This window comes from Amycolatopsis sp. NPDC051716, assembly GCF_040681595.1.
GTDB lineage: Bacteria > Actinomycetota > Actinomycetes > Mycobacteriales > Pseudonocardiaceae > Amycolatopsis.
In genome coordinates this window covers 133,227-146,069 of sequence record NZ_JBFAZA010000004.1, presented here as the reverse complement: position 1 = coordinate 146,069, position 12,843 = coordinate 133,227, and the positions used below count along the sequence as shown (strand labels likewise).

Sequence of the window (12,843 nt, the reverse complement as noted above, 5' to 3'; positions counted from 1 at the left end):
CGCGCGGTGGTGGACGCCACCACCGCGCGGCTTACCCTGGACCTCCACGGCGGAAAGGCACCTGTGTGAGCGAGAGCGTCGGCGAACGCCTGCGTGAGCTGCGCACCGAACGCGGGCTCACGCAGCGCGAACTCGCCGGGCCGCAATACTCCGCGGCGTACGTGTCGTCGGTCGAGACCGGCGCGCGGACGCCGTCGGGAGACGCGCTGCGGTTCTTCGCCCAGCAACTCGGCATCGACCCCGACGAACTGCTCGGCGGCCGGTCGCCGCGGGAGCTGATCGAGCTCGACCTCGAGCTGATCGAGACGGCGGACCGGTTCCTGGCCGGCGACGCCCGCCGCGCGACCCCGCGGATGCAGCGGATCCGGCGCCGCGCCGAGCGCCTCGACCGGCCGCGGCAGGTGGGGATCGCGCTGCTGTGGCTGGCCGGGTACTCGACCGGCGACGTCCGCACCAAGTACGTCGCGGACGCCGAGACGGCCCTGTCGGGCGAGCCGCCGCCGGTGCGGGCGATGGTCGTGCCGCTGCGCGCGGCGGTGCTCACCGGGTGGGGTGAGGTGCAGTATTCGGTGCACCTGCTGGAAACCTGCCACGCCGAGCTGCTGCGCGACGGCTACCCGCAGCCGTCGATGCTGCTGACGCTGCGGGCCTGCCTGGCCGAGCGGCACCTGCGCCAGGGCGACCTGGAGCGGGCGGCCGAGTACGCCGATTCCGCGCTGCGGCTCACCCGGGGCGGCCCGGCGCTGCTCGCGGAGCTGACCCGCAGTCACGTCGAGGTGTGCCGCAGCCACCTGGCGGCGGACCGGTTCGCCGACGCCGCCGCGTCGGTCGCCGCGGCCTACGACCTGATGCAGGAACGGGCGCTGCACCCGGCGATGGCGTACTGCCTGCTGGCCAGGGCCCGGGTCCGCGGCCGGTCGGGTGACGTCGAGGGCGCGCTGGCCGACCTCGGGGCGGCGCGGGAGACGGCGTGGCCGGGCGACGTCCCGGCGATCACCGTCGAGCTCGCCGCGGAGTACCTCGCGGCGGGCCGGGTGGAGACGGCGGCGGCGCTGCTCGACCAGGTCCGCCCGGCGGTCGTGGCGGGCACGGCGCTGGCCGCGGAGCTGCGGCTGCAGCTGGGCTCGCTGGCCAGGGCCCGCGGCGACGCGCGCCGCGCGGCCGAGGACCTGCGGGCCGCCGTCGAGCTGGCCACCGGCCTGGGCGCGCGCGGGGTGCTGGTCCGCGCGCTGCGGCCGTTGAGCGAACTGCTCGGCGAGACCGGGAAGCAGGCGGAGGCGGCGGACGTGCTGCGGAACGGGCTCATCGCGCTGGGCGCGGAAGACGGCTGAAGCGATTCTGAGCGGTACTAACGAATCCCGTTGATCGAGATCATCCGGCGTTCGGATGGTGTCGCCGACAATCCCTACGAAAGTCGTTCCGGCGTGGAACGCGGCGCGAATCCCCTGCTGCGGCGGGGTTTGTACGAATTGATTCGATAATCCGGAACGTGCCGTTGGTCCGTTCGGCGCATTGACGCCCCGATCCGCTGATCCTTTACTCGGATGCGTCCGGACGCATACCTGCTGTTAGCCCGCCGGACACCTCTCCCTTTCCCTTACCGGACCTCGATTCTGCCTTCATGGAAGGAAGACCTCGATGACCCATCGTGGGTTCAGCACGGGCTTGGCGGCTGCCGCCGGGCTCGCCATGACGCTCGCGTTACCGGTGACCCCGGCGAGCGCAGCTTCCCCAGCCCAGCCCGCCGCTCCCGAAGCGGCCGCCGCCCGCGCCGCCGACCAGGCGGCCGCCAGCGGTCTCGACGCCCTGCGCCGCGGCCCGGCCGAATCGTTCCAGCGCATCGGCCTCACCGCCGGTGGCGGTGGCCTCTTCTACGGCGCCTACCAGCGCACCTACCAGGGCCTCCGGGTCGTGGGCGGGGACGCGGTGGTCGTCGCGGACGGCGCCGGGCGCGTCCGCGGCACCAGTGCGGCCGAGACCGCGGCCATCACGGTCGGGACCCAAGCCCTGGTCGACGCGGCGAAAGCCGCCGCCACCGCCCGCGCTCAACTGCCCACTGTGGACAGTGTGAGCACGCCGGAGAAGGTGGTGCTGGCCGGGACGAGCCCGAAGCTGGCCTACGAAGTCGTCGTCGCCGGGCGCACCGCCACGGCACCGAGCAACCTGCACGTGTTCGTCGACGCGGCGACCGGTGCGGTGCTCGACAAGCGGGACGACGTGAAGACGTTCGCCTCCGGGGCGAAGGGCCAGGCGCAGCCCGCCACGGTGAACGTCGCCGGCACGGGCAACAGCTACTACGTCGGGAACGTCGCCATCGACACGACGCAGTCCGGCAGCACGTACACGATGCGTGACCCGGGCCGCACCGGCATCAGCTGCGGCCGCGAGGGCGGTTCCGTCTACAGTGGACCGGACAACAACTGGGGCAACGGCTCCGGCACGGATCTCGAGACCGGCTGCGTCGACGTCCTCTACAGCGTCCAGACCGAGTGGAAGATGCTCGCCGACTGGCTCGGCCGCAATGGCATCAACGGCAGCGGCACCGGCTACCCCGCCAGCGTCGGCCTGGCCGACGTCAACGCCTACTGGAACGGCTCGTCGACGCACTTCGGGCACTCGCAGGACAACCAGCGCCAGGCCACCTCGATGGACGTCGTCGGCCACGAGTTCGGCCACGGCGTCTTCCAGTTCACCCCGGGCGGTGCCGGTTCCGGCAACGAGAACGGCGGCATGAACGAGTCGACCGGTGACATCTTCGGCGCGCTGACCGAGGCGTACGCGAACAACGCCAAGGACACCCCGGACTACGAGGTCGGCGAGGGCGTCAACCTGGTCGGCCAGGGCCCGATCCGCTACATGTACCAGCCGTCCAAGGTCGGGGACTCGAACTGCTACTCGTCGTCGATCCCGAGCACCGAGGTGCACGCGGCCGCGGGCCCGCAGAACCACTGGTTCTACCTGCTGGCCGAGGGCTCGAACCCGGGTGGCGGCAAGCCCGCCAGCCCGACCTGCAACAGCTCGTCGGTCACCGGCATCGGCATCCAGAAGGCCGGCAAGATCTTCTACAACGGCCTGCTGAAGAAGACCTCGTCGTGGAACCACAAGGCCGCCCGCAAGGCGACCCTCGAAGCCGCGATCGCGCTCTTCCCGGGCAGCTGCACCGAGTACAACGCCACCAAGGCCGCGTGGGACGCCGTCTCCGTCACCACCGCCAGCGGTGAACCGACGTCGTGCAGCGGCGGCGGGCCGGACTTCTCGGTCGCGCTGAACCCGGCTTCGGGTTCCGTGCAGCCGGGCGCCTCGGCGACCACCACGATCAGCACCGCGATCACCTCGGGCGCGGCCCAGTCGATCACGCTGTCCGCCTCGGGCCTGCCCGCCGGCGCGACCGCGACGTTCAGCCCGGCGACGATCTCCTCGGGCGGCAGCTCGACGCTGACCATCGCGACGACGTCGTCGACCCCGACCGGCAGCTTCCCGATCACCATCACCGCCGACGGGGCCAGCACCGACCACACCGCGACCTACGCCCTGACCGTCGGGACCACGTCCTCGTGCGCCCCGGTGACCAACTCGACCCGGCTCGACATCCCGGACTACCCGGGTGCCGCGGTCAGCAGCACCAGCACCGTGTCCGGCTGCGCGCGCAACGCGTCCGGCACGACCAAGGTCGAGGTGCACATCACCCACACCTACAGCGGTGACCTGGTCCTCGACCTGATCGCCCCGGACGGCACCAGCTACCGCATGAAGAACTCCAGCAGCAGCTCGACGCCGAACATCAACACCACCTACACCGTCAACGCTTCTTCGGAGGCCGCGAACGGCGCGTGGAAGCTGCAGATCAAGGACGTCGGCCCGGCCGACACCGGTTACCTGTCCTCCTGGACGTTGACCGTGTAGCACCCCCGACCCCGTGAAGGCCGCACCAGCCAGGTGCGGCCTTCACGGTCGTTGTCCCCAACCCCCACCGAAGGAATTCACCGCCATGAAGTGGAAGACACGACTCGGCGCCGGGGTCACCGCCCTCGCCGCCGTGCTGGGCGTCGTGAGCGCGCCGGCGGCCACCGCCGCGCCCGCCACCGCCCTCGCCGCACCGGACATCTCGCTGGCCAACATCAAGGGGCACCTCAACCAGCTGCAGACCATCGCCAACAACAACGGCGGCACCCGCTCGGCGCGCGGCGGCGGGTACGCGGCCTCGGTGTCCTATGTGGAAAACCTGCTCAAGAACGCCGGCTACACTACCACCCGCCAGACCTGCACCAGCTGCCTCGGGCAGTCGCAGAACCTCATCGCGGAGTGGCCGCAGGGCGACGCGAGCCAGGTCATCATGCTCGGCGCGCACCTCGACTCCGTCAGCGCCGGCCCCGGCATCAACGACAACGGCTCGGGCAGCGCGTCGATCCTCGAGGTCGCGCTGACGCTGGCCCGCACCAACCCGGCGATGGCCAAGCGCGTCCGGTTCGGCTGGTGGGCCGACGAAGAGTCCGGCCTGATCGGTTCGAAGTACTACGTCAACAACCTGCCGAGCAGCGAGCGCACGAAGATCAAGACCTACCTCAACTTCGACATGATCGGCTCGAAGAACTGGGGCTACTTCGTCTACGACGACGTCGCTTCGGTGAAGGCGATCTTCGACGAGTACTTCTCCTCCATCGGCATCCAGACCGAGGGCGACAGCGAAGGCGACGGCCGGTCCGACCACGCGTCCTTCAAGAGCGCGGGCATCCCGGTCGGCGGCCTGGCCACCGGCGCCGGCGACATCAAGAGCTCGGCGCAGGCGCAGAAGTGGGGCGGCACCGCCGGTTCGCCGTTCGACAACTGCTACCACCGTGCCTGCGACACGACCGCGAACATCCCGGACCCGCCGCTGGAGAAGAACAGCGACGCGATCGGGTACGCGCTGTGGAAGCTGGCCGTCGCCACCACCCAGGGCAACGACTTCTCCGTCTCGCTGAACCCGGCGTCCGGCACCGTCCAACCGGGACAGTCGCTGCAGGTCGCCGTCGGCACCGCGACGACGTCCGGCTCGGCGCAGTCGATTTCGCTGTCCGCCTCCGGCCTGCCCGCGGGCGCGACGGCGTCGTTCAGCCCGGCCACCATCTCCTCGGGCGGCAGTTCGACACTGACCATCACGACGTCCGCCTCGACGCCGACCGGCACCTTCCCGGTCACGGTCACCGCGGACGGCGCGAACGCCGACCACACGGCGACGTTCTCGCTCGGCGTCGGCAGCTCGTCCTGCGCGCCGGTGACCAACTCGACGCGGCTGGACATCCCGGACTACCCGGGTGCCGCGGTGACCAGCCCGGCGACCGTCGGCGGCTGCGCGCGCAACGCGTCGAACGCCACCAAGGTCGAGGTGCACATCACCCACACCTACCGCGGTGACCTGGTCCTCGACCTGGTCGCCCCGGACGGCACGGCGTACCGGCTGAAGAACTCCAGCAGCGACTCGACGCCGAACCTCGACACCACCTACACCGTCAACGCCTCCTCGGAGGCCGCGAACGGCGCGTGGAAGCTGCAGATCAAGGACGTCGGCCCGGCCGACACCGGTTACCTGTCCTCCTGGACGCTGACCGTCTGACCGTTGACTCGGGGGCGTCCCTCGCGGGGCGCCCCCGAGTTGTCTAGACCACCCGTTCGTAGGTAGTCAGCACTTTCCCCCGGTCCTTATCGTGGACGGACACGCCGCGTACGCCCCTCAACGACGATGGGAGCCGGTATGTCCGGTCGCAGAACCCGCTTGTTCGGAACCCTTCTGGCCGCGGTGCTGGCCGTCCCGCTGCTCGTGCCGGCCCCCGCGCAGGGGGCGGTGCAGGCCGACACGTGCGCGGTGAAATCCCGGCCCGCGGGCAAGGTCCTCCAGGGGTACTGGGAAAACTGGGACGGCGCCGCGAACGGCGTCCACCCCGGGCTGGGCTGGGTCCCGATCACCGACAGCCGGATGGCGCAGCACGGCTACAACGTCGTCAACGCCGCCTTCCCGGTGATCCGCTCCGACGGCACGGTGTTGTGGGAGAACGGGATGGACGCCGGCGTGAAGGTGTCGACGCCCGCCGAGATGTGCGCGGCGAAGGCCGCGGGCGCGACGATCCTGCTGTCCATCGGCGGCGCGGCCGCCGGGATCGACCTCTCGTCGTCGGCGGTGGCCGACCGGTTCGTCGCCACGGTCGTGCCGATCCTGAAGCAGTACAACTTCGACGGGATCGACATCGACATCGAGACCGGCCTGACGAACAGCGGGAACATCAAGACGCTCTCGGCGTCGCAGTCGAACCTGATCCGGATCATCGACGGCGTGCTCGCGCAGATGCCGTCGAACTTCGGGCTCACGATGGCGCCGGAGACCGCGTACGTGACCGGCGGCAGCGTCGCCTACGGCTCGATCTGGGGCGCGTACCTGCCGATCATCAAGAAGTACGCGGACAACGGCCGCCTGTGGTGGCTGAACATGCAGTACTACAACGGATCCATGTACGGCTGCTCCGGCGATTCTTACCAGGCCGGGACCGTGCAGGGCTTCACCGTGCAGACGCAGTGCCTGAACCAGGGCCTGGTCGTGCAGGGCACGACGATCCGCGTGCCCTACGACAAGCAGGTCCCCGGCCTGCCCGCCCAGCCGGGCGCGGGCGGCGGGTACCTGTCCCCGAGCCTGGTTTCCCAGGCGTGGCGGTCGGTTTCCGGCCTCAAGGGCCTGATGGACTGGTCGATCAACTGGGACGGCTCGAAGGGCTGGACGTTCGGCGACAACGTCAAGTCCCTGCAGGGCCGCTAGGAGTCGCCGGCCGGGATCGGGTCGTCGTACTCGCCCGCCGGGCCGGCGTATTCGCGGCCGCCACCGTCCGGGAACGGCCACGGGTTCGGGACGCAGCCGTGCAGCCCGAGCGTCTGCTGCTCCATCACCGGCGCCGGCCGGCCCGGGCCCGGGCACAGCTCGTGGCCCTGGCCGAGCCGGTGCCCGGTCTCGTGGGTGACCATGTACTGCCGGTAGGCCTCGAGCGGGGCGCCGTAGTTCGGGACGGCGTTGGCCCAGCGGGCGACGTTGAGCACGACGTTGCTGCCGTTGCGGCAGGAGGTGTAGCTGTCCGGCGTGCCGCCGCACAGCCTGTCGCGGCTGGCCGGGGTGGCGAGGTAGAGGGTGAAGTCGGCCATGTCGGCCGGCCCGACCTGCTGCAGCCGCCACTGGCCGCCGGCGGTCCAGCCGCGCGGGTCGCCGAGGATGGTGCGGATGTCCTTGGCGAACTCGGCGGGCCCGACGCCGTCGATGTCGGTCTCGATGGCGATCCGGTAGCGCATCAGCCGGCCGGACGTCCCGGCGACCTCGTCGTTGCCGGGGGTGAACATCCACTGCCCGGACCCGGTCCGCGGGAAGGTGATGGCGGCCTCGGCGGCGGGGGCGCTCTGCGTCACGGGCTCCCGCTCGGCCGGCGGCGGCGGGATCGAGGTGGCGTCCCCGATGGCGGTGCGGATCGGCCCGGCCGCCGGCGCGGCCACGGGCTGCCCTTCCCCGCAGGCGGCCACCCCCGCGCCCACCGCCAGGGCGAGCACGGCCACCGCCGCGGCTCGTCTCGCGGTTTTCGGCATGGGTCCTCCCGGGGTGCACGGCTTCAGAAGGACATACGGGCCGCGCGCGGGAAAAGTTGCGGTGACCTGCGGTGGCGGAGCGTCACCGCAGCTCAGGACCCACACGTGTGACGACCGCCACAGCGCCCCAAGGTGGCCTTCGGTGCGTTGAACGCAACCAAGGCCACATTGGGGCGCTTGGGACTCAGGCCAGGAACTTGCGGAGCACGTCCGTCACCTGGCGGATCTCCGCCGTCCGGACGTGCTCCTGCTTCGTGTGGGCCAACGTCGGGTTGCCCGGGCCGAAGTTCACCGCCGGCATGCCGCGCGCCGCGAAGCGCGCCACGTCGGTCCAGCCCAGCTTGGCCGCCGCGCGGCCGCCGGCCGCCGCCACCAGTTCCGCCGCCGCCGGAGCCGACAGGCCCGGCAGCGCGCCCGGGGACAAGTCCACAACGGACAGTTCGAAACCGTCGAAGACCTCGCGCAGGTGCCGCTCGGCCGCCGCCGGGTCGCGGTCCGGGGCGAAGCGGTGGTTCACCGTCAGCACCGCCGCGTCCGGGACCACGTTGCCCGCCACGCCGCCGCTGATCGCCGTCGCCTGGAGGCCTTCGCGGTAGGTCAGGCCGTCGATGTCGACGATCCGCGGGGTGTACTCCGCCAGCCGGCGCAGCGGCTCGGCGAGCGCGTGGATCGCGTTCTCCCCCATCCACGCCCGCGCGGTGTGCGCCCGCTTCCCCGCGAGCCGCAGCTCGACCCGCATGGTGCCCTGGCAGCCGGCCTCGATCACGCCGTTCGACGGCTCACCGACGATCGCCAGGTCGCCGGCCAGCCACTCCGGCAGCTCGCGCTCGATCCGGCCGAGGCCGTTCTTGACCGCTTCGACCTCTTCGTTGTCGTAGAACACGAAGGTGACGTCGTGCTTGGGCGAAGGCAGCGTGGCCGCCAGGTGCAGGAAGACCGCGTCGCCGCCCTTCATGTCGACCGTGCCGAGGCCGTGCAGGATCTCTTCGTCACCGGTGCCTTCGCGCCGCGAAGGCAGGTTGCCGTTTTCGGGCACGGTGTCCAGGTGCCCGGCCAGCACGACCCGCGACGCGCGGCCGAGGCTGGTCCGCGCGAGGACGGTGTCGCCGTTGCGGACGACTTCGAGGTGCGGGGCCTGCGCCCGCAACGCGTCCTGCACCGCGGTCGCGATCTCGGCCTCGGCGCCGGACACGCTGAAGATGTCCACCAGCGCTGCGGTCAGGTCCACCGGGTCGGCGTGCAGGTCGAGGCTCATGCCCCGCACGCTACCGTGGGGGTGTGCCCAAGTTCCCGGTCGCCGTGAGCGGCGCGTTGCTGGTCCTGGTCCTGTCGGGCTGCGGGAACGAGGCCGGCCCGGCGCCCCGGCCGCGGGCCGGGGAGCCCGGGCCGGACGCGCTCCCGACCAAGCTGGACGCGCTGACCGCGGACCAGTGCTACGCCAGCCCGCGCACGCAGCTGCCGAAGGGCTGCGAGAAGTACGTCACGGAGGTCGCCAACGTGCCGGGTGCGGCCCGCAAGCGCGCGGACGACCGCGACCCGCAGCTGGTCGCCGAGGCCGGCAAGCTGGAGCAGGCCGTCGGGTCGTTCCGGGGCGCGGGCTGCACCACCGTCCCGGCTCCGGGCGGTCCCTGCTCGCAGGCGCTCGTCGACATCGCCGGCGCCCTCGCGGGCCTGAAGAAGCAGGTAGACGCCCGGCCCACGAGTGGTTGATCCGCGTCACTCCACTACGGTGAGGGCCGTGAGCGAGCAGAGCCCGAACCCCGAAACGACCGGCGCCAGCGGCGTCGGGCTGGCCACCGTCACCACCGACGGGACGGTCCTCGACACCTGGTACCCGCACCCGAAGCTGACCGAAAGCGGCACCGCCGGCACCGAACGACTCGGCGCGGACGAGGCGAAGGAGCTGCTCGGCGAAGCCGCCGCGGCGCTGCTCGGCCCGGACACCGACCGCGGGGTCGAGGTCGTCGCCGTCCGCACCACGATCGGCAGGCTGGCCGACGCGCCCGCGGACACCCACGACATGTACCTGCGGCTGCACCTGCTCTCGCACCGGCTGGTCCGCCCGCACGGCCAGAACCTCGACGGCATGTTCGGCCTGCTGGCCAACGTCGTGTGGACCAACCACGGCCCGTGCCCGGTCGAAGGCTTCGAGACGACCCGGCTGCGGTTGCGGGCGCGCGGCCCGGTGACCGTCTACAGCGTCGACAAGTTCCCGCGGATGGTCGACTACGTCCTGCCGTCCGGCGTCCGGATCGGCGACGCCGACCGCGTCCGGCTCGGCGCGCACCTGGCCTCCGGCACGACCGTGATGCACGAGGGCTTCGTCAACTTCAACGCCGGCACGCTCGGCGCGTCGATGGTCGAGGGCCGGATTTCGGCCGGCGTGGTCGTCGGCGACGGCTCGGACGTCGGCGGCGGCGCGTCGATCATGGGCACGCTGTCCGGCGGCGGCAAGGAAACGATCTCCCTGGGCGAGCGCTGCCTGATCGGCGCGAACGGCGGCGTGGGCATCTCGCTCGGTGACGACTCGGTCGTCGAGGCGGGGCTGTACGTCACGGCGGGCACGAAGGTCGTCGTCGAGGGCAAGGTCGTCAAGGCCCGCGAGCTCAACGGCATTTCGGGCGCGGTCTTCCGGCGGAACTCGGGGACGGGCGCGGTCGAGGTCGTGCCGCGGACCGGCTCCGGCGTCGAGCTGAACGCGGCGCTGCACGCCAACGACTGAGGGCGATCGGTCACCTACCATCCAGGGGTGACCACCGAATCGTTCCGCCGGACGCCGGCCGAGCTGGGCTTGCCGGACGCGCCCGTCGAAGCGCGTCCGGCCGACCCGGCGGTCCACCACGTCCGCGCCAAGCTCGACCGGGAGATCCGCGCGCTGCTCGCGCACGAACCCGGCACGCGCTCCGGCGTGGACCCGGAAGACCTGCACCAGATGCGCGTCGCCCTGCGGCGGATGCGCAGCGTGCTGAAGCTGTCCGGCGAGCTGGTCGGCGACGGCGCCGAACCGGTGCGCGCGGAGCTGGGCTGGCTCGGCCAGTCCCTCGGCGAGGTGCGCGACTACGACGTGCTGATCGGGCACCTGCGCGAGGTCATCGCCGGCTTCGAGGTCCGCGACCAGGCGGCCGGCCGCCGCCTGGTGTCGAAGTTCGTCACCGAGCGCGCCTCGGCGAAGCGGCGCCTGACGCGGGCGCTGTCGAGTGCCCGGTATTCGACGTTGCTGCGCGAGGTGAGCCTGCTGACGCGGGACGGCGCGGCGGCCGCGGCGGCGACCGGGAAGCCGCACGACCTGATCGCCGGGCTGGCGAAGCCGCACCGCAAGCTCACCAAGGCCGTCCGCGCCCTGCCCGCCGACCCGCCGGACGACGACCTGCACGCGCTGCGCATCCACGGCAAGAAGCTGCGCTACGCGGCCGAGCTGGCCCAGACGTCGGCGAAGAAGAAGCAGACGGCGAAGATCAAGCAGCTGCTCAAGGCGACGAAGGACTTCCAGACGGTGCTCGGTGAGCACCAGGACGCGGTGATCGCGGCCGAGCGGATACGCACGGTCCTGGAGTCGGCGGACGGCCCGATGGGGTTCGTCGCCGGCCGGATCGCCGAGCGTGAGCTGAGCCGCCGCGCCGAGGTCCGCGCGGTCTGGCGGAAGTCGTGGAAAGCGGTGGACTCGGCCGCCAAGGCCCTCCACGCCTGAGCCCGCGCACCCCCGAAGGTCGCGAATGACTCATTCGGGACCTCGGAGGTCCCGAATGAGTCATTCGCGGCACCGGCCGGCCCGCTCAGGAGATCGACCAGACGTACCCGTCCGGCCGGATGAGCACCCGCCGGCCCTCCGAAGCCTCATAAGCCGCATACGCGTGGCCGCCTTCGTCGACCAGGTCCGTTCCCGTCGCCACGCTCCCCGCCGGCAGGATCCGGTACCCCGGCGTCTCGCCCGCCCCGAACAGCAGCTCCGTCGCGTGCGGGCCGCGGAACAGCTCGAACAGCCGCACCCGCTTGCCGTTCGCGTCGGCCAGCGGGGCGTCCGGCGCCCGGTCGCCCGGCCGCAGCCCGCCCGTCCCGGCCGGTGACAGCGGGCCGCCGCGGTAGGTGATGTTCAGCTGGTTCGTCTCCTCGCCGCGGTGGTGGGCGTCGTCGTCCCCGTCGACGTACTTCTGCAGGATCCCGGCCGTCACCCCGAGCACCCGGGCCGCGACCGTCCTCCGCTCGATTTCGTAGCTGTCCAGCAGCTCCGGTGCCCCGTCCGCGAGCTTCCAGCCCAGGTTGTAGCCGTCCTGGACGCCGGTGTTCAGCCCCTGCCCGCCCGTCGGCGGGTGGACGTGCGCCGCGTCGCCGGCCAGGAACACCCGGCCGTCGCGGAAGCGGGCCGCCAAGCGGACGTTCGGCCGCCACACCGTCGACCAGGCCAGGTCGGTCAGCTTGACCGTGCCGCCGCTCACCGCGTCGAGCCGGGCCTGGACCGCCGGCAACGCCGTCTCGACGTCGGTCTCGCCGTCGCCGAGCGCCGCGCCGAACTGGAAGTGCGGCGTGCCCGGCAGCGGGCTGAACGACATGCCGTTCATCGGCTCGTCCGGGGTCGCGAACCAGTGGCCGTAGTTCCGGTCGAGGCCGTCGGCCCGGACGTCGCCGAGCAGCATCCGGATCGACTCGTCGGTCGTGCCCTCGAACGCGATCCCCAGCGCCTTGCGCACGAAGCTCTTGCCGCCGTCCGCGCCGACCAGGTACTCCGCGCGGACGGTTTCGCCCGTGCTCAGCGTCGCCGTGACACCGTCGGCGTCCTGGTCGAAGCCGGTCAGCGCGGTCGCGAGCTCGACCCGCACGCCGAACTCGGCCAGCCGGTCGCGCAGGATCCCCTCGGTCTGCGACTGGCCCAGGAACCAGCCGGTCGCGTACGGCCGTGACGGCGTCGGCTCGACCGGGTCGAACATCATCCGCTCGCCCACCACCTCGCCGCCGAGGTGGATCTTCATCGGCACCGGGGCCATGCCCGCGGCCAGCACCGCGTCGAGCACGCCCAGGTCCTCGAACACCTCCAGCGTGCGCGGCTGCAACCCGTCGCCGCGCGAGCCCACGAAGCAGGTCTCGGCCTTGTCGATGATCCGCACGGCGACGTCCCGCCGCGCCAGCTCGATGGCCAGCGTCAGCCCGGTCGGTCCCGCTCCCGCGATCAGCACCCGTGTGTCCATGTCACCCTCCCAGTGAATTTAAGTTCAGTGAATCTCAATTCAGAATGACGCTGCTAGCGTCCCGTGTCAA

10 protein-coding genes are annotated in these 12,843 nt (G+C 71.8%); 7 read left to right on the top strand and 3 right to left on the bottom strand.

Features of this window, described 5'->3' with window-relative positions:
• The first annotated feature begins 65 nt into the window (after positions 1-65).
• From AB0M30_RS06780 to AB0M30_RS06765, 4 genes are all read left to right on the top strand, one after another.
• A complete protein-coding gene (locus AB0M30_RS06780) occupies positions 66-1,331 on the top strand; it encodes a helix-turn-helix transcriptional regulator (protein ID WP_364580835.1) in 1,266 nt (421 codons plus the stop codon).
• A gap of 307 nt (positions 1,332-1,638) precedes the next feature.
• Entirely contained in the window at positions 1,639-3,903 is a 2,265-nt protein-coding gene (locus AB0M30_RS06775) for a M4 family metallopeptidase (RefSeq protein ID WP_364580832.1), read from the top strand.
• Between the two features lie 85 nt (positions 3,904-3,988).
• Complete coding sequence (locus AB0M30_RS06770) at positions 3,989-5,593, top strand: M28 family peptidase (RefSeq protein WP_364580829.1); 1,605 nt, start codon at positions 3,989-3,991, stop codon at positions 5,591-5,593.
• 138 nt (positions 5,594-5,731) lie between these two features.
• Positions 5,732-6,784, top strand: coding sequence for a chitinase (locus tag AB0M30_RS06765; protein WP_364580826.1), 1,053 nt, complete (start codon positions 5,732-5,734; stop codon positions 6,782-6,784).
• On the opposite strand, the gene AB0M30_RS06760 is transcribed toward AB0M30_RS06765, so the two are convergent.
• Positions 6,781-7,593 (bottom strand): DUF3152 domain-containing protein, encoded by an 813-nt coding sequence (locus AB0M30_RS06760; protein WP_364580823.1) that lies wholly within the window; start codon positions 7,591-7,593, stop codon positions 6,781-6,783. The two genes, AB0M30_RS06765 and AB0M30_RS06760, sit on opposite strands and share 4 nt — an antisense overlap.
• Positions 7,594-7,777: 184 nt before the next feature.
• A complete protein-coding gene (dapE, locus tag AB0M30_RS06755) occupies positions 7,778-8,848 on the bottom strand; it encodes a succinyl-diaminopimelate desuccinylase (protein ID WP_364580820.1) in 1,071 nt (356 codons plus the stop codon).
• Positions 8,849-8,892: 44 nt separating this feature from the next.
• On the opposite strand from dapE, the gene AB0M30_RS06750 reads away from it, so the two are divergent.
• The 3 genes from AB0M30_RS06750 to AB0M30_RS06740 are packed head-to-tail and all read left to right on the top strand — an operon-like array spanning position 8,893 to position 11,281.
• A complete protein-coding gene (locus AB0M30_RS06750) occupies positions 8,893-9,303 on the top strand; it encodes a hypothetical protein (RefSeq protein WP_364581240.1) in 411 nt (136 codons plus the stop codon).
• Positions 9,304-9,331: 28 nt separating this feature from the next.
• Positions 9,332-10,315, top strand: a complete 984-nt coding sequence (dapD, locus tag AB0M30_RS06745; RefSeq protein WP_364580818.1) for a 2,3,4,5-tetrahydropyridine-2,6-dicarboxylate N-succinyltransferase — start codon at positions 9,332-9,334, stop codon at positions 10,313-10,315.
• 27 nt (positions 10,316-10,342) lie between these two features.
• Positions 10,343-11,281 (top strand): CHAD domain-containing protein, encoded by a 939-nt coding sequence (locus AB0M30_RS06740; RefSeq protein ID WP_364580815.1) that lies wholly within the window; start codon positions 10,343-10,345, stop codon positions 11,279-11,281.
• Between the two features lie 85 nt (positions 11,282-11,366).
• Here AB0M30_RS06740 and AB0M30_RS06735 read toward each other — a convergent pair whose 3' ends face one another.
• Complete coding sequence (locus tag AB0M30_RS06735; protein WP_364580813.1) at positions 11,367-12,773, bottom strand: FAD-dependent monooxygenase; 1,407 nt, start codon at positions 12,771-12,773, stop codon at positions 11,367-11,369.
• Positions 12,774-12,843: the final 70 nt, after the last annotated feature.